14 protein-coding genes are annotated in these 16,883 nt (G+C 70.1%); 13 read left to right on the top strand and 1 reads right to left on the bottom strand.

Going from position 1 to position 16,883, the window contains the following annotated elements:
- The first annotated feature begins 68 nt into the window (after positions 1-68).
- Genes F0P95_RS15815 through F0P95_RS15805 form a run of 3 tightly spaced genes read left to right on the top strand, consistent with a single transcriptional unit; the run spans position 69 to position 8,347 of the window.
- Positions 69-6,512, top strand: a complete 6,444-nt coding sequence (locus F0P95_RS15815; RefSeq protein ID WP_182335026.1) for a hybrid sensor histidine kinase/response regulator — start codon at positions 69-71, stop codon at positions 6,510-6,512.
- A complete protein-coding gene (locus F0P95_RS15810; protein WP_182335025.1) occupies positions 6,499-7,851 on the top strand; it encodes a chemotaxis protein CheB in 1,353 nt (450 codons plus the stop codon). The genes F0P95_RS15815 and F0P95_RS15810 overlap by 14 nt, the downstream gene beginning before the upstream one ends.
- Positions 7,852-7,876: 25 nt before the next feature.
- Positions 7,877-8,347, top strand: a complete 471-nt coding sequence (locus tag F0P95_RS15805) for a chemotaxis protein CheW (RefSeq protein WP_182335024.1) — start codon at positions 7,877-7,879, stop codon at positions 8,345-8,347.
- Positions 8,348-8,437: 90 nt separating this feature from the next.
- Here the strand turns inward: F0P95_RS15805 and F0P95_RS15800 are convergent, their stop codons facing one another.
- Positions 8,438-9,172, bottom strand: coding sequence for a 16S rRNA (uracil(1498)-N(3))-methyltransferase (locus F0P95_RS15800; RefSeq protein ID WP_182335023.1), 735 nt, complete (start codon positions 9,170-9,172; stop codon positions 8,438-8,440).
- Positions 9,173-9,296: 124 nt separating this feature from the next.
- On the opposite strand from F0P95_RS15800, the gene nudE reads away from it, so the two are divergent.
- The 10 genes from nudE to F0P95_RS15750 all read left to right on the top strand — a co-directional run bounded on the left by nudE (position 9,297) and on the right by F0P95_RS15750 (position 16,659).
- Positions 9,297-9,845, top strand: coding sequence for an ADP compounds hydrolase NudE (nudE, locus tag F0P95_RS15795; protein WP_182335021.1), 549 nt, complete (start codon positions 9,297-9,299; stop codon positions 9,843-9,845).
- A complete protein-coding gene (gene cysQ / locus F0P95_RS15790; RefSeq protein ID WP_182335019.1) occupies positions 9,842-10,648 on the top strand; it encodes a 3'(2'),5'-bisphosphate nucleotidase CysQ in 807 nt (268 codons plus the stop codon). Before nudE ends, cysQ begins: the two co-directional genes overlap by 4 nt.
- Before the next feature lie 53 nt (positions 10,649-10,701).
- Entirely contained in the window at positions 10,702-11,478 is a 777-nt protein-coding gene (mazG, locus tag F0P95_RS15785; protein ID WP_182337044.1) for a nucleoside triphosphate pyrophosphohydrolase, read from the top strand.
- Entirely contained in the window at positions 11,478-11,807 is a 330-nt protein-coding gene (locus F0P95_RS15780) for a YnfA family protein (RefSeq protein ID WP_182337046.1), read from the top strand. The genes mazG and F0P95_RS15780 overlap by 1 nt, the downstream gene beginning before the upstream one ends.
- A 40-nt stretch (positions 11,808-11,847) precedes the next feature.
- Positions 11,848-12,150, top strand: a complete 303-nt coding sequence (locus F0P95_RS15775; protein ID WP_182335018.1) for an Mpo1-like protein — start codon at positions 11,848-11,850, stop codon at positions 12,148-12,150.
- A 62-nt stretch (positions 12,151-12,212) separates the two neighbouring features.
- Positions 12,213-13,181, top strand: a complete 969-nt coding sequence (locus F0P95_RS15770; RefSeq protein WP_182335016.1) for an SPFH domain-containing protein — start codon at positions 12,213-12,215, stop codon at positions 13,179-13,181.
- A 3-nt stretch (positions 13,182-13,184) separates the two neighbouring features.
- Positions 13,185-13,616 (top strand): NfeD family protein, encoded by a 432-nt coding sequence (locus F0P95_RS15765; RefSeq protein ID WP_182335014.1) that lies wholly within the window; start codon positions 13,185-13,187, stop codon positions 13,614-13,616.
- 85 nt (positions 13,617-13,701) lie between these two features.
- Positions 13,702-14,808 carry a glycine cleavage system aminomethyltransferase GcvT gene (gene gcvT, locus F0P95_RS15760; protein WP_182335012.1) on the top strand — a complete coding sequence of 369 codons (1,107 nt, stop codon included), beginning with the start codon at positions 13,702-13,704 and terminating at the stop codon, positions 14,806-14,808.
- Positions 14,809-14,894: 86 nt separating this feature from the next.
- Positions 14,895-15,290, top strand: a complete 396-nt coding sequence (gcvH, locus tag F0P95_RS15755) for a glycine cleavage system protein GcvH (protein WP_182335010.1) — start codon at positions 14,895-14,897, stop codon at positions 15,288-15,290.
- A 937-nt stretch (positions 15,291-16,227) separates the two neighbouring features.
- Positions 16,228-16,659 (top strand): hypothetical protein, encoded by a 432-nt coding sequence (locus tag F0P95_RS15750; RefSeq protein ID WP_182335009.1) that lies wholly within the window; start codon positions 16,228-16,230, stop codon positions 16,657-16,659.
- Positions 16,660-16,883 lie beyond the last annotated feature (224 nt).

Here is a 16,883-nt window from a genome sequence, read left to right as displayed (position 1 = left end):
AAGTGTCGTCATACCGCACAACAGGGCCGCCCGGACGGCAAGCGAACCATGCTGCACGGGAGGGTGCGATGAGTACCTTGCGCGATGCGATGAGCCACGCGGCGCTGGGCTGGGTCAAGCCGGAGCTGGACGAGACCCTGCGCCAGGCGCGCAGCGAGATCGAGTACTTCGTCGAGGATCCGGCCGATGCCAGCCGCATGCGCTTCTGCGCCGGCTACCTGCACCAGGTGCAGGGCACGCTGCGTATGGTCGAACTGTATGCCCCGGCGATGGTGGCCGAGGAGCTTGAGCTGCTGGCCGACGCCGTGCGCGATGGCGCCGTGCCGGACCGCGACGAGGCCTGCGCCACCCTGATGCGCGGCACCGTGCTGCTGCCCGATTACCTGGAACGCCTGCAGAACGGCCACCGCGATATTCCGATCGTGCTGCTGCCGCTGCTCAACGAGATCCGCGCCGCGCGCGCCGCCGAAGGCATCAACGAGGGCGTGCTGCTGGCGTTCGACCCGGAAGCGGGCAAGGCCAGCGAGGCCGAACTGGAGCATGCGCGCGGCAGCCTGCAGGGGCGCAACCGCGAGCTGCTGGACACGGTCGGCAACGCGGTGAAGGAAGAACTGCTGCGCATCAAGGATGCGCTGGACCTGCACGTGCGCATGGGCGGGGCGACCGCCGACCTGCAGACCCAGGTCAACGAACTGGGCGCGGTATCCGACACGCTGGGCGTGATGGGACTGGGCGTGGCCCGCGGCGTGGTCGCGCAGCAGCGCGACGCGTTGCGCGAAGTGGTCGATGGCAGCCGTCCCATCGACGACAACCTGCTGCTGGACATCGCCGGGGCGCTGCTCTACGTCGATGCCTCGCTGGACGACCAGGTCGCCTACCTCGGCGCCGCCCTGGAGGGCGACGAGGATCCGGCCGCGGTGGAGACCCGGCGCACGGTCGAGGTGCTGGCCCACGAGGCCATCGCCAACTTCGCCGCCGCGCGCGAAGCCTTCGTCGCGTTCATCGAGACCAATTGGGACCATGCGCGCCTGCAGGACGTGCCGCGCCTGCTGGACGAGGTGTCCGGCGCGCTGCGCATGCTCGACCTGCGGGTGCCGGCGGACTACATGAACGGCATCCGCCAGTACATCGGCGTGGAGCTGATCGGGCGCAGGCGCATCCCCGGCGGGCGCCAGCTGGACACGCTGGCCGATGCCATGGCCAGCCTGGAGTACTACCTGGAGGCGCTGCGCGAACGGCGCCCCGGTCGCGAGGAGATCCTCGACATCACCCGCAGCAGCCTGGAGGCGCTGCGTTACTGGCCGGTGCCCGTCGCAGGCCGGCAGGAAGACGCCGCCCCGGCGTTCGTGATGGACGCCGCCGGCGAAACGCCGGTGCCGGCATCCCCGGTCGCCGCCGACCCGGCACCGTTCGAGGCGCCGCAGGCGCCCGTCGAGACGCCCACGCCGCTGGTGTTCGGTGACGCCATCCATGCGCCGCCGCCATCGGCTGCACCGGCAGCGGCCGCCGAGCCGCCCGCATTGCCGGCGTGGAATGCGGCCGACGGCTTCGGTGCCTTCGATCCCGTCGCTGCCGAAGGCGTGCCCGCCACCGCCGAGGCGGGTCTCAGCGTCGCCCCGCTGGACCTCTCGGCTGATTCCGGTCTGGCGTTGGAGCCGTTCGCTGCCGAGGCCACGGGCGATACGCACGCGACGGATGCCGGTGCCCCGGCATTTCTCAGCGTCGGTGCCGGCGATACCGCGCCGGAGGAATCCATCGCCCCGCTGTCCTTCGATGCAGCGTCGTTCGAATCCACCGGTGACGAACCGGCCGCCAAGGCCGTCGCAGCCCCGGCCGCAGCCGATGGCGGCAGCGAAGCCGCCGCGCCGGACCATGAAATCGCGGCGTTCCTGGCCGAACTGGACAGGGCCGCTGCAGCGTTCGATCCGCTCACCGTCGAGACCGACGCGCCCGCGGCCCCCGTCGTGGATGCGCCGGCGGCGCTTCCCGCCATGCAGGCCGGCGAAGGCGTGGACGGCGGGTTCGACAATGATGCCGAGCAGATCGACCAGGACATCCGCGATGTGTTCATCGAGGAGTTCGACGAGGAGCTGCAGAACCTGGGCCGGTTGCTGCCGGCATGGCGCGCCGCGCCCGAGAGCATGGAGCGCCTGCGCCCCGTGCGGCGCGTGTTCCATACGCTCAAGGGCAGCGGTCGGCTGGTCGGCGCGCGGACGCTGGGCGAGTTCAGCTGGAAGATCGAGAGCATGCTCAACCGCGTGCTCGATGGCAGCCGCCCGGCCAGCCCGGCGGTGGTCGCGCTGGTGAGCCAGGCCTACGACGTGCTGCCGCAGTTCAATGCCGCCCTGCGCGGCAACGGCCGCATCCACGCCGACGTGGCGGGCATGCAGGACATCGCCGACCGCGTCGCGGCCGGCGAGGAAGCCTTCCATGTCGCCGCCGCGCCCGCCGCCGCGCCCGCCGCGGCCACGCCCCCGGCTACGGCTACGGCCGCGGCGCCCGCGCCTGCGGCCACCGGCGGTACGCCGGCTTCCGTGGACAGCGTGCTGCGCGAGATCCTCGAGGCCGAGGTGGGCCAGCACCTGGCCACCGTCGAGGCGTGGCTGTCGCAGTCGCAGCCGCAGCCGCAGCCGGTGAGCGAGCAGCTGCTGCGCGCGGTGCATACCATGAGCGGCGCCTTCGCCATGACCGAGGTGCCGGAGATCACCGCGGTGACCGCGCCGGTCGAGTCGTTCGTCAAGCGCTCGCTGGCCAATGCCGTGGTGCCGAGCGCCGATGGCGTGGCCGCGCTGGGCGAGGCCGCCACTGCGGTGGCCGCCACCATCACCGCGCTGCAGGCGCCGTCGCCGCTGATCCCGTCGTTCGCACCGCTGGCCGCGCGCCTGCGCGAGCTGGCCGATGCCCTGCCGGAGGCGCAATGGCCGCCGCAGGTACACGACGACTTCGACGACCCGGCCGACGCCATGCCGGTTGCCTCCACGCCGGTTGCAGCCGCGGAGCCGGAGCCGCTGCCGGTGGCCGAGGAACTGGCCAGCATCAGCGATCTTTCCGCCTATTTCGATCCGGCGCTGCTGGAGGCTTCGTTCGCGGATGCCCCCACGCACGATGCCAGTGTTCCCCAGGACGCGCCCGCCACTGCGGTGGACGAGACGGTTGCGCTGCAGGTCTTCGAGTGGCTGGAAGACGATGCGGGCGCAGGCGAGGCGGACGCCGCGACCGCCGCCGCAACCGGGACCGCATCCGGGTTCTCCGGTGCGCCGCAGGACGAGGCGGCAACCGGGGCGGCGCAGGACGGCACGCTCGATGACGCCGTCATTTCGCTGCAGCTGGATGACGTGGAGCAGGAAATCCAGACAAGCGCCGACTTCGTGTCGGAGCCGGTGCTGGACGCAACGTCGATTGTTTTCGAGCCGATCGAGCCGATCGAGCCGATGCAGGCGATGCCGCCCGCCGGCGAGATGGACAGCGATGCCACCGATGCGGGAGTCGCGCCGGTCGAACCGGCGACGGACGCCGCCGCCACACCGCAGGATGAAGCGCGCCACGACGACAGCGTCGCCGGGTCCGATGCCGCTGCCGCGGCGCCGATCGAGATCGAACAGGAGATGGCCGCCATGCCGACGCCGTCGCTGGATGCCGTCGAGCCGGTGGAACCACCGACCGGGCAGGGCGAGGCTGCGGCCGACGCCGTGCCGGCGGAGACCGCCCTCGAGGCCGGAATCGAAACCGAAGCTGCGGGCGAGGCAGAAGCCGAGCCCGAGCCAGAGGCTGAAGCTGAAGCGCAGGCAGAGGCGGAAGCGGAAGCGGAAGCGGAAGCAGGAGCCGATGCGGCGCTCGAGCTGACGCCGCTGACGCCGCCGGTGCAGGAAGCCGAGTCGCCTGCGGTCGCCGCGGAAGCGGCGGCATTCGATGCCGGCCCGCTCGACTTCGACGACCTCGACCGCGAACTGGTCGATATCTTCGTCGAGGAAGGCAAGGACCTGCTCGACCATTGCGACCGCCTCATCAGCGAGCTGCGCTCGGCACCGGAAGACCGCGAACTGCTGGCCGGGCTGCAGCGCGACCTGCATACGCTCAAGGGCGGCGCGCGCATGGCCGGCATCAATGCCATCGGCGACCTCGGCCACGGCATCGAGTCGCTGCTGGAAGCGGTGGCGGCCAGCCGCACCGAGATCGGCCGCGGCGACGTGCAGCTGCTCGAGCGCGGTTTCGACCGCCTGCACCAGTTGCTGATCCGCACCGGCGCACACCGCGCGGTGCAGATGCCGGTCGATCTCATCGAGGCGTTCGAGGCGCGTACCGCCGGTGGCGAAGCGCTGGAAGCGACTGCGTCGGCCGATGCCGTGCCGCCGTCGCTGGCGGCCGTGGCATCGACCGCCGTCGACGTGCCGCAGGCAGCGCCTGAAGCGCAATGGCAGGCGGCGAGCACCGCCGCCGATCCGGCACCGCCGTCGCCGGTCGATGCCGCAGGCGATGGGGCGTCGGACAGCCAGGCCGTTGCCGAAGTTGAAGCGGTCACCGAAGTCGAGATCGAAGTTGGCGCCGACGCCGACGCCGACGCCGTGGCAGTGCCGGCGACCGCGACCGCGACTGCGCCCGTGGTCGAATCGCGGCCGCTGCCTGCCGCGGCCATCGCCAGCGAGCCGCTGTCGCCGCCCGTGGTCGAGGCCCAGGCCGTCGACGAGGAGGGGAGCACCCGCACCCAGGAGCAGGTGCGCGTGCGCGCCGACCTGCTCGACCGCCTGGTCAACCACGCCGGCGAGGTTGCGATCTACCGCTCGCGCCTGGAGCAGCAGCTGGGCGCGTTCCGCAGCGCCATGGGCGAGCTGGACCGTACCAACGCCCGCCTGCGCGACCAGCTGCGCCGCCTGGACCTGGAAACCGAGGCGCAGATCGTCGCCCGTTACCGTCGCGAGCAGGAGCAGGCCGACCAGGCGTTCGATCCGCTGGAACTGGACCGCTTCTCGACCCTGCAGCAGCTCAGCCGCGCGCTGAACGAATCGGCGGCCGACCTGGGTGGCCTGCAGGGCGTGCTCGACGACCTGTCGCGCAACTACGACGCCCTGCTGCAGCAGCAGTCGCGCGTCAGCTCGGAGCTGCAGGACGGCCTGATGCGTGCGCGCATGGTGCCGTTCGATGGCCTGGTGCCGCGCCTGCGTCGCGTGGTGCGGCAGGCCGCGCAGGACATCGGCAAGCAGGTGCACCTGAACCTGGAAGGCACCCACGGCGAACTCGACCGCAACGTGCTCGACCGCATGGTCGCGCCGCTGGAGCACATGCTGCGCAACTCCGTGGCCCATGGCCTGGAAACGCCGGAGCAGCGCCTGGCCGCCGGCAAGCCGGAAGAGGGCGTCATCACCCTGCGCCTGCGCCGCGAAGGTTCGGAAATCGTGCTGGAAGTCGCCGACGACGGCGCCGGCCTGGACCGCGAGGCCATCCGTCGCCGCGGCGAGCAGCGTGGCCTGATCCAGCCCGGCGAGCAGGTGGAAGACGCGCGCCTGGACAACCTCATCTTCGCCTCCGGTTTCAGCACCAGCGAGCAGGTCAGCCAGCTCGCCGGCCGCGGCGTGGGCATGGACGTGGTACGCAACGAAGTGCGCCAGCTCGGCGGCTCGGTGGACATCCACTCGGTACGCGGCGAAGGCGTCACCTTCACCCTGCGCCTGCCGCAGACGCTGGCCGTCACCCAGGCCGTGTTCGTGCGCATCGGCGAAACCACCTTCGCGGTGCCGGTGGCGTCGGTCAGCGGTATCGGCCGCATCGCCCGCGAGCGTTTCGAGTCCGGCCAGGGCGGTTACCACTACAACGGCGAGGACTTCGCGCTGCACGATCTCGGTACGCTGGTCGGGCAGGCCGTGGCCAAGGCCGAAGGCCAGCCGCAGATCCCGCTGCTGCTGGTGCGCGCCGGCGACCTGCGCGCCGCCGTGGCGATCGACCAGGTGCTGGGCAACCGCGAAATCGTGGTCAAGCCGGTGGGCCTGCAGATCGCCTCGGTACCGGGCATCTACGGCGCCACCATCACCGGCGAAGGCAATGTCGTGGTGATCCTGGACGTCGCGCCGCTGGTGCGCCGCCACCTGTCGCAGCCGCAGCAGCCGGTGGAAGCGGCCGCGGTCGGCCAGCAGCGGCAGGTGCCGCTGGTGATGGTGGTGGACGACTCGCTGACCATGCGCAAGGTCACCGGCCGCGTGCTGGAGCGCCACAACTTCGAAGTGGTGGCCGCGCGCGACGGCGTCGAGGCGCTGGAACGGCTCGAGGAGCGCGTGCCGGACCTGATGCTGCTGGACATCGAAATGCCGCGCATGGATGGCTACGAGCTGGCCACCGCGATGCGCGCCGACCCGCGTTACAAGGAAGTGCCGATCGTGATGATCACCTCGCGCAGCGGCGACAAGCACCGCCAGCGCGCATTCGAGATCGGCGTGCAGCGCTATCTCGGCAAGCCGTACCAGGAGCTGGATCTGATGCGTAACGTCTACGACCTGCTGGGGATCGCCCGTGTCCGCGAGTGACCGCTCCGCCGCCAGGCCCGTGGCCCTGCTGGCGCGGCCCGGCGTGGCCCGCGACCGCCTGCGCGAGGCGGTACTCGCCGCTGGCGGCGCGCTGGTCCTGGAAGAAGACCCGGGCGTGCTGGACCCGGCCGCCCTGCAGGCGGTGGGGCCGGCGATGGTGCTGGTGGCGCTCGAACCCGCGCTCGAGGACGCGCTGGAGCGTCTTGCCCCGGCCCTGGAGGCTCCGCAACTGGAGCTGATGTTCGAGGAAGCCGAACTGGCCGCGCGCCGCGAAGGCTGGGATGCGCAGCGTTGGACGCGCCACCTCGCCGCCAAGCTGCAGGGCCATGACCAGGTGTTGCCGCCGGGGCAGGAAGACGAAGCGTTGCCGCTGCCCGAACCGGGCATGCCCGAGCGCCCGGCCGAGCGCCATGCCGACGCGCCGCTGCAGTTCCATGTCGAAGAGGCGGCGCAGCACCTGGACGAAGTGCCGGCCGACACGCTGTATGCACCGCCGCCGGCAGTCCACGACCGCCCCGAGGTGCTGAGCTTCGAGGAGCTGATGGCCAGGGCGCCGGCCAGGGCCGAGCCCGCCCCCGGGTCGGCCGGACCGCCCGAGCTGCCGCCGCTGGAGGATGCCCCGGCCCCGGCGGCCGCTGGCAGCCCATCCCTGCCCGGCAGTTTCCACAGCTGGTCGCTGCTCGACGACGATGCCTATGTCGCGCCCGCTGTGGCCGCCCCGCCGGCCGTGGACGTCGCCCTGGCACAGACCGAGGCCGCGGACGCCATCGGCACCGGCGCGCTGTCGCTGGTCGCGCTGGACGCGGACGCGGGGGCTGCCGCGCAGGGCGCGGTGCTGCTGCTGGCCGGCATCGGCGGGCCCGATGCGGTGCGTCGCCTGCTGAGCGCGCTGCCGGATGATTTCCCGCTGCCGGTCCTGGTGCAGATGCGCCTGGACGGTGGCCGCTACGCCAACCTGGTCAAGCAGATGTCGCGCGTCGCCATGCTGCCGGTCGCCCTGGCCGAGGCCGGGCAGGCGCTTGAAGGCGGCAATGTCTACGTGCTGCAGGACGGTGTCGGGGTGGCCGCGCAGGCCGGTGGGCTGCGTTTCGCCGATGAAACGGTGCCGGTGCTGCAGGCATTGGCGGCGGATCGCTCGGCGGTGGTGATGCTCAGTGGCGCCGACCCGTCGCTGGTGCCGGAGGCGCTGGCGTTCGCCGAGCGCGGCGGCTGGGTGGCGGGGCAGAGCGGCGATGGCTGCTACGACCCGGAAGCCGCCAGCCAGCTGGCCGTGGCCGGGCATCCGGCCGGGCCGCCGGAATACCTCGCCGGCGAGCTGGTCCAGCGCAGCTACGGCTGAGCCGCACACGATCAAGGAATCGACCATGAGTTACGCAAGCAATGACGAAGTCCGCGGCGTCCTGATCCAGGCCGGCGCCGAGCGCGTACTGCTGCCCAATGCCACCGTCGCCGAGATGATGTCGCGGGTGCCGGTGCAGCCCATCGAGGGTGCGCCCGACTGGCTGGCCGGCTACATCGCCTGGCAGGGCTGGGAGGTGCCGCTGCTGTCCTATGCCCGCTTCAACGGCGGCGACGAGCCGGTCTCCGGCAGCAACAAGGTGGTGGTGCTCAAGGCGCTGGGGGGCAACCCGGAGATGCCGTACTTCGCGCTGCTGACCCAGTCCTTCCCGCAGCTGATTGCGGTGCCGCGCGATGGCCTGCTCGCCGACGCCTCCGAGGAGAGCCTGCCGCAGGGCGTGCACATGCGCGTGCTGCTGGGCGAACAGAGCGCGCTGCTGCCGGACCTGGACGCGATCGAAAGCGCGGTGGTCGCCGCGCTGGCGGCGGTGGTCTGAGCCACGCCCGGCTGCGCGCCGGGTCCCGCTGACAACCTTCCCGCCGCCGGGGGATCGTCGCCGACGCCCCCGCCGTGACCGTGGCCGCCGCTACAGGTCGCCCAGCCGTGCCTGCAATGCCGCGATCGCGGCCAGGCCCGCGGTCTCGGTGCGCAGGATGCGCGGTCCCAGCTGCAACCCCTGGAAGCCGGCATCGCCCAGTTGCTGGCGGTCGCGCGGCGACCAGCCGCCTTCCGGACCGATGGCGATCACCACGCCGCCCGCCGGCGCGGGCGGCAGCGCGGACAGGCGATGCTCGCCCAGGGGATCCAGGGTCAGGCGCAGGCTCTGCGCAGGCAACGCCGCCGCCGCCGCGGCCAGCGCCTGCGGGGGCGACAGCGCCGGAATGCGGGCGCGGCCGGATTGGCCGCAGGCCGCGCCGACCACGCTGCGCCAGTGCGCGAGGCGCTTCTCGGCACGTGCAGCATCCAGCTTCACTTCGGTGCGCTCGGCGTTCACCGGGATGATGGCGGTCACGCCCAGCTCGGTGGCCTTCTGCAGGATCAGGTCCATCTTCTCGCCGCGGGCGATGCCCTGCAGCAGGGTGATGGCCAGCGGCGATTCGTTGTCCAGCGCGCGTGCGGCGTCGATACGTACCTGCACCTCGCGCTTGCCCACCGCCAGCAGCGTTGCCGCGTAGTCGCTGCCGTCGCCGTTGAACAGCACGCAGGCATCGCCCTCGCGCAGGCGCATCACCCGTACCAGGTGGTTGGCGGCGTCCTCGGGCAGCGCCAGGGTCTGCCCGGGCTGCAGCGGCAGCGCCACGGGGCAGCGGGTCAGGCGCATGCGCGGCTCCGGCAAGGCGGGTTCAACGGCGCGACGGCGGGGTCTGCTAGCATTTCGGGCTCATGGAAACGTATCTGCCAGTGCGCATTCTAGCGATCCGCCCGTCTTCCGCCCGGGGCCGTGCATGAGCCGCCGGCTGCCGCTCATCCATCACGTGCGTGGGGAGGACATCGGCCCGTTCCACCAGGAGCACCTTGACCTGGAGTTCTCCAACGGCGAGCGCCGGCATTTCCAGCGGCTGGTCAGTCGTGGCCATGGGGCCGTCGTGGTGGTGCCGATGCTGGACGAGGACACCGTGCTGCTGGTGCGTGAATACGCCGCCGGCCTGCACCGCTACGAACTGGGGCTGGTGAAGGGCCGCATCGATGCCGGCGAGACGCCGGAGCAGGCCGCCGACCGCGAGCTCAAGGAAGAGGCCGGCTATGGCGCCCGCCGCATCGACGTGCTGCGCACGCTGACCCTGGCGCCGACCTACATGAGCCACCAGTCGTGGCTGGTGCTGGCGCGCGATCTCTACCCCGAGCGCCTTGCCGGCGACGAACCCGAGGAACTGGAAGTGGTGCCCTGGAAACTGGCTGACCTGGATGCGCTGATGCTGCGCGAGGATTTTTCCGAGGGGCGCTCGCTGGCGGCCTTGTTCATCGCCCGCGAATGGCTGGGGACGGCGCGATGAGCGCCGTGGACGCAGCGCTGCGCGAAGCCGTCATCGGCATTGCCCGGCAGGCCGGCGCGGCGATCATGCAGGTCTATGCCGACGGGTTCGACGTCGAGCACAAGGACGACCTGAGCCCGCTCACCAGCGCCGACCTCGCCGCCCACCATGTGATCGTGCACGGCCTGGCGCAGCTGACCCCGGACCTGCCGGTGCTGTCGGAGGAGTCGGCGCAGCTGCCGTGGGACGCGCGCCGGCAGTGGCAGGACTACTGGCTGGTCGACCCGCTGGACGGCACCCGCGAGTTCATCAAGCGCAACGGCGAATTCAGCGTCAACATCGCGCTGATCCGCGACGGCGCGCCGGTGTTCGGCGTGGTCCAGGCACCGGTGAGCGACGTCGTCTGGCACGCCATGCGTGGCGATGGCGCGTGGCGCCGCGAGGGCGGGCGCGAGGATGCGATCCTCACCCGGCGGCCGCCGGCGCTGCCGCTGCGGGTGGCGGCCAGCCGCTCGCACCGCGATGCGCGCACCGGCGAACTGCTCGCGCGCATGGGCGAGATCGAACTGGTGGCGCAGGGCTCCTCGCTGAAGTTCTGCCGCATCGCCGAGGGCACGCTGGACGTGTACCCGCGGCTGGGGCCGACCAGCGAATGGGATACCGCCGCCGGGCAGTGCGTGCTGGAAGCGGCCGGTGGCGTGCTGCTGGCCGCCGACACCGGCGAGCCGTTCCATTACAACCGCCGGCCGCGCCTGCTCAATGGCGACTTCATCGCGCTGGGCGATCCCGCGCTGCCCTGGCGCGACTGGCTGGCCGCGCCGTGAGCGGCAGCGGCGACCTGGGCGCGCCGGGCGACATCGGTACCCTGCTGCGGATCATGGCGCGCCTGCGCGATCCGCACGGCGGTTGCCCGTGGGACCTGCAGCAGGATTTCTCCAGCATCGCGCCCTATACGATCGAGGAGGCCTACGAGGTCGCCGACGCGATCGACCGCAACGACCTGGCCGACCTCAGGGACGAACTGGGCGACCTGCTGCTGCAGGTGGTGTTCCATGCGCAGATGGCCAGCGAGCAGGGCGCGTTCGCCTTCGCCGACGTGGTCGCGGCGATCAGCGGCAAGATGCTGCGCCGGCATCCGCACGTATTCGGCGACGCACAGGCCGATGACGCCGGCCAGGTGGTCGCCAACTGGGAGCAGATCAAGCAGCGCGAGCGCGCCGATGCCGGCGACACCGACGGCTCGGCGCTGGCCGGCATCGCGCCCGGCCTGCCCGAATGGCAGCGGGCGCTGAAGCTGCAGAAGCGGGCCGCGCGTACCGGTTTCGACTGGCCCGACGTCGCCCCGGTGCTGGACAAGCTGCGCGAGGAAGTGGACGAGGTGCAGGCCGAGTTCGACAGCGCCGCGCACCCGGGCAGCCACGCGCGGCTGGAAGACGAGATCGGCGACCTGCTGTTCGTCTGCGCCAATCTCGCCCGTCACGCCCGGGTGGACCCGGGCAGCGCGCTGCGCCGCGCCAATCTCAAGTTCGAGCGTCGCTTCCGCGCCATGGAAGCGCTTGCCGCCGCGCGCGGGCAGGCGATGTCCGCCCTGGACCTGCAACAGCAGGAAGCGTTGTGGCAGGCGGTCAAGCAGGCGGAGAAGGACGCGCCGTGATCAAGACCCTGGCGCTGTTCGGGGTGACCGCGCTGGCCGAGATCGTCGGCTGCTACCTGCCGTGGCTGTGGCTGCGCCAGCAGGGCAGCGCGTGGCTGCTGCTGCCGGCGGCGGCCAGCCTGGCCCTGTTCGCCTGGCTGCTGACCCTGCACCCGACCGCCAGCGGCCGCGTCTATGCCGCCTATGGCGGCGTCTACGTCTGCGTTGCGCTGCTGTGGCTGTGGCGCGTGGATGGCGTGGCGCCGACCCGCTGGGACCTGCTCGGCGCCGCCCTGTGCCTGTTGGGCATGGGCGTGATCATGGCCGCCCCGCGAGGCGCTGCGCCCTAGGGCGCTATGCTGCGCGCAGTGCCCGCCCCGGGATGCGCCCATGGCCCGCTTCGCCAGCTTCCGCGAGTTCTATCCGTTCTACCTCGGTGAACACCGCAACCGCACCTGCCGCCGGCTGCATGTGGTGGGCAGCGGTGCCGCGCTGCTGTGCCTGCTGGCGGCGTTGCTGAGCGGGCGCTGGCCCTGGGCGCTGGCGGCGCTGGGCTGCGGCTATGGATTCGCCTGGGTGGGGCATTTCTTCTTCGAACACAACCGTCCGGCCACGTTCAGTCATCCGCTGTATTCGTTCGCCGGCGACTGGGTGATGTTCGTGCAGGTGCTGCGCGGCCGGCTGCCGTTCTAGCCTCCGCGGGCTGGCTATACTCGGTACATACCCGGGGATCGGGTTCCACAAGGAGCGTACTGATGGGCAGCGGTGTTTTTCTCGCGGTGGTGATACTGGTGGCCGGTGCCATCGTCCTGTTCAAGACCGTGCGCATGGTGCCGCAGGGGTATGAGTGGACGGTGGAGCGTTTCGGCCGCTATACCCACACCATGTCGCCCGGCCTGCATTTCCTGATCCCGGTCGTCTACGGCGTCGGCCGCAAGGTCAACATGATGGAGCAGGTGCTGGACGTGCCCAGCCAGGAAGTCATCACCAAGGACAATGCGGTGGTGCGGGTGGACGGCGTGGTGTTCTTCCAGGTGCTGGATGCGGCCAAGGCCGCCTACGAGGTCGCCAACCTGGAGGTGGCGATGATCGCACTGGTGCAGACCAACATCCGCACGGTGATCGGCTCGATGGACCTGGACGAATCGCTCAGCCAGCGCGAGACCATCAACGCGCAGCTGCTGAGTGTGGTCGACCATGCCACCAATCCCTGGGGCATCAAGGTCAACCGCATCGAGATCCGCGATATCCAGCCGCCGCGCGACCTGGTCGATTCGATGGCGCGGCAGATGAAGGCCGAGCGCGAGAAGCGCGCGCAGATCCTCGAGGCCGAGGGCCTGCGCCAGGCCGAGATCCTGCGCGCCGACGGCGAGAAGCAGGCGGCGGTGCTGGAGGCCGAAGGCCGCAAGGAGGCCGCGTTCCGCGATGCCGAGGCGCGCGAGCGCCTGGCGCAGGCCGAAGCCAAGGCCACTTCGATGGTGTCCGAGGCCATCGCCCAGGGCGACGTGCAGGCGATCAACTATTTCATCGCGCAGAAGTACGTGGAGGCTTTCCGCGAACTGGCCAGCTCGCCCAACCAGAAGCTGGTGCTGATGCCGATGGAAGCCAGCGGCGTGATCGGTTCCATCGCCGGTGTCGCCGAGCTGGCCCGCGAGGCCTTCGCCAGGCAGGAAGAGCGCAAGGCATCGCCGTCGCGCGGCAACCCGCCGCCGCTGGGGCGCTGAGCCATGCGCTGGGAAGTGGTGGGCTGGGCGGCGCTGGCGGTGATCCTGTTCGCCGCCGAAGCGATGGCCCCGGGCGCATTCATGCTGTGGATGGGCTTTGCCGCCGCCGCCGTGTTCCTGGGGGTGTGGGCGTACGACGGGCTGCCCGTGCTGATGCAGGTCGTGCTGTTCGTGGTGCTCAGTTTCGTCTCGATCCAGGTCTACCGCACCTGGTTCCGCCGGCGTGCGCGGCCCAGCGACCAGCCGCTGCTCAACCGTCGCGCCGAGCAGTTGATCGGGCGGGTGGTGGTGCTGGAGCAGGCCATCGCCAACGGCGTTGGCCGGGCCAGGATCGACGATGCGTTCTGGGTGGTGTCCGGCCCGGACCTGCCGGCCGGCAGCCACGTGCGCGTGGTGGCAGTGGACGGCATGACGCTGAAGGTGCAGGAGGCCTGAGGCACGGCGGCGCGGGTTCCGTGCCGCCATGGGCTTTGCCCGGGGCCATCTGGGATAATGGCGTCTTTCCCCGCATGGAACGGCCATGACCCTGAAGACTCTCCTCAACGAAACCCACCGCTCGCTCGGCGCCAAGATGGTCGATTTCGGCGGTTGGGACATGCCGATCCACTACGGTTCGCAGATCGACGAGCACCACCTGGTGCGCCGCGCCGCGGGCATGTTCGACGTCAGCCACATGACCGTGGTCGACCTGAAGGGTGCGCGCACCCGCGAGTTCCTGCGCCAGCTGCTGGCCAATTCGATCGACAAGCTCAAGGTCACCGGCAAGGCGCTGTATTCCTGCATGCTCAACGCGCAGGGCGGGGTGATCGACGACCTGATCGTCTACTTCCTGGCCGACGACCTGTTCCGCATGGTGGTCAACGCCTCCACCCGCGAGAAGGACCTGGCCTGGATCCGCCAGCATGCCCAGGCCTTCGGCGTGGACGTGATCGAGCGCGAGGACCTGGCGATCGTCGCGGTGCAGGGGCCGCAGGCGCGCGCGCTGGTCGCCGGCCTGGTCGCCGAGGGCGACCGTGCCGCGCTGGAAAAGCTCGGCCGCTTCGCCGCGCTGGACGTCGCCTCCGCCGACGGCGTGCCGCTGTTCGTGGCGCGCACCGGCTACACCGGCGAGGACGGCTATGAGGTGCTGCTGCCGCAGGCGGCGGTGGTCGGGTTCTGGAACGCGCTGCTGGCCGCAGGCGTGAAGCCGGCCGGTCTTGGCGCGCGCGACACGCTGCGCCTGGAAGCGGGCATGAACCTCTACGGCCAGGACATGGACGAGGGCGTCACCCCGTACGAAGCCGCGCTGGCCTGGACCGTCGCCCTCGACGAGGGCCGTGGGTTCATCGGCCGCGACGTGCTGGAGGCGCAGAAGGCCGCCGGCAACGCGCGGCAGATGATCGGCCTGGTGATGGATGACAAGGGCGTGCTGCGCCACGGGCAGAAGGTGCTCACTGCCAATGGCGAGGGCGAAATCCTGTCCGGCACGTTCTCGCCGACGCTGGGCAAGGCCATCGCCTTCGCCCGGGTGCCGGCCGGCGAACCGGGCGACGTGCGCGTGGACATCCGCGGCAAGGAAGTGCCGGTGCGCGTGGTCAAGTTCCCGTTCGTGCGCGACGGCCAGCCGCAACCCGGCATCAACGGCTGACCTTCCATGGGCGCGCGGGGCATCGTCCCGCGCCGTCCGTTAAACTAAGCGTCCATCCCGTCCACCGTTTCTTCCGGAGCAGTTCCATGAGCGAGATCCCCGGCGACCTCAAATTCCTCAAATCCCACGAATGGGCCCGCGTCGAAGGCAATGGCCGCGTCACCGTCGGTATTTCCGACCACGCGCAGGGCCTGCTCGGCGACCTGGTCTATGTCGAACTGCCCGCCGTGGGCGACACGGTGCAGGCCGGCAACGCCGCGGCCGTGGTCGAGTCGGTCAAGGCCGCCTCCGACGTCTACAGCCCGGTGTCGGGCACCGTGATCGAAGTCAACGAAGCGCTGGCCGACAAGCCGGAAACCATCAACGAGGACGCCTACGGCGAAGGCTGGCTGTTCGTGGTCGAGATGTCCGAGCCGGAGCAGGTGAATGAACTGCTGGGTCCGGACGACTACGCCGAACTGCTGGAGAACGACGACCACTGATCCGGTCGCCTCGGGTAAACGGAAACGGCCGCCTTGTGCGGCCGTTTCCGTTTCCGTTTCCGGCCACCGCGACGTCGGCGGCGTGTCGCCGCTCCGTCGCCTTGTCGATGCGGTGGGCGAGCGCGGGCATGCCGCCGGGCATCGGTCGCGGGAGGGCGGTGCGCGGCGGTCGTCGGCCGACGTCCATGCGCGACGTCCGGACCACCCGGCGAAGCGGCGAGCAGAGGTCGCGATCGCGATCGGCGGGAAGCCGGCAATGGCTCTGGCGGGTGCGAAGTGTTTGCGCAAAACCTTCCCCGCGATGCGCGCAGGCACGTCCGCGGCGGATCAAAACCAGGTTGCACCGACATTTTTTTTTCACATGCCTGGAACTGCGCCGCCGCCGGCGGCGCGCGCGCGATGCGCGACGCCGCACAATCGGGCCGGGAACGAATAGTGCTTTTTTTACGGTGTTTTTCGCATGCGCCGGCATTGCGCGTGCGATGCGCGTGGCCGCATCGATGGATGCGCGGGTGGCGAAGACGGGTGTTGCCGGCAGGGTCGGTGTGAAGCTTTCCGTAAAAAGTTGCGCGCGGGTAGTTGACAGTAAAAAAAAACCGTGATTAGGTTTCGCCCAGCAGACCTTTGCTGCGGAAGCGAGTGAGCCGGATCAACATTCAGATGCGAAGCACAACCTGGACGTCCGCCACGATTGCGCAGATGGTGGAGCAGGAGTCGCTTCCTTCCGCGAAACACCCCCCGAACAAGACATGGCACCCGTGGCGGGAATCGTTGCGGGTGTTTCTGTATCCGTCACGATGCGGCTGACGCATCGTCGGTCCTCCGCGATACACCGCGGATTTGCTTCAACTGGGCATTTCAATTCCATAGATCACTGACGAGGAGCCATCCAATGGCCACGAAGAAAGCTGCGAAGAAGCCGGCCGCCAAGAAGGCGGTGAAGAAGGTCGCGAAGAAGGCTGCTGCCAAGAAGGCAGTGAAGAAGGTCGCGAAGAAGGCCACCGCCAAGAAGGCAGTGAAGAAGGTTGCCAAGAAGGCGACCGCCAAGAAGGCAGTGAAGAAGGTCGCCAAGAAGACCACCGCCAAGAAGGCGGTGAAGAAGGCGGCGAAGAAGGTTGCCAAGAAGGTTGCCAAGAAGACCACCGCCAAGAAGGCCGTGAAGAAGGTCGCCAAGAAGGCCACTGCCAAGAAGGCGGTGAAGAAGGTCGCCAAGAAGGCCACCGCCAAGAAGGCGGTGAAGAAGGTCGCGAAGAAGGCTGCTGCCAAGAAGCCGGCCGCCAAGAAGGTTGCTGCCAAGAAGAAGCCGGCTGCCCGCAAGAAGAAGGCGGCTCCGGTCGCGCTTCCGGCCACCCCGGCGCCGCTGATCTGATCCAGCGCTGAAGCTGTACCTGGAACTCCTTCCCCGACTGCCCAGCGGGGAGGGAGTTTTTTTATTTCACGATGACTCCAGCATCGAAATTCGCTGGACTGCGCTCAGACCCGATACAGCAGGTTTATCAATAACTTAGCCGTGTCCATCATATGCCGGTGCTTTCTGAAACCTGACCCGGCTTCCCTCCGCTTGGCCCCCATGTGGCTCTTGGAAACGGGTCT

Origin of the sequence: Stenotrophomonas acidaminiphila, assembly GCF_014109845.1 — a bacterium.
Lineage (GTDB): Bacteria > Pseudomonadota > Gammaproteobacteria > Xanthomonadales > Xanthomonadaceae > Stenotrophomonas > Stenotrophomonas acidaminiphila.
The sequence above is the reverse complement of the archived record's forward strand: the minus strand, read 5'-3'. Positions and strand labels throughout refer to the sequence as shown.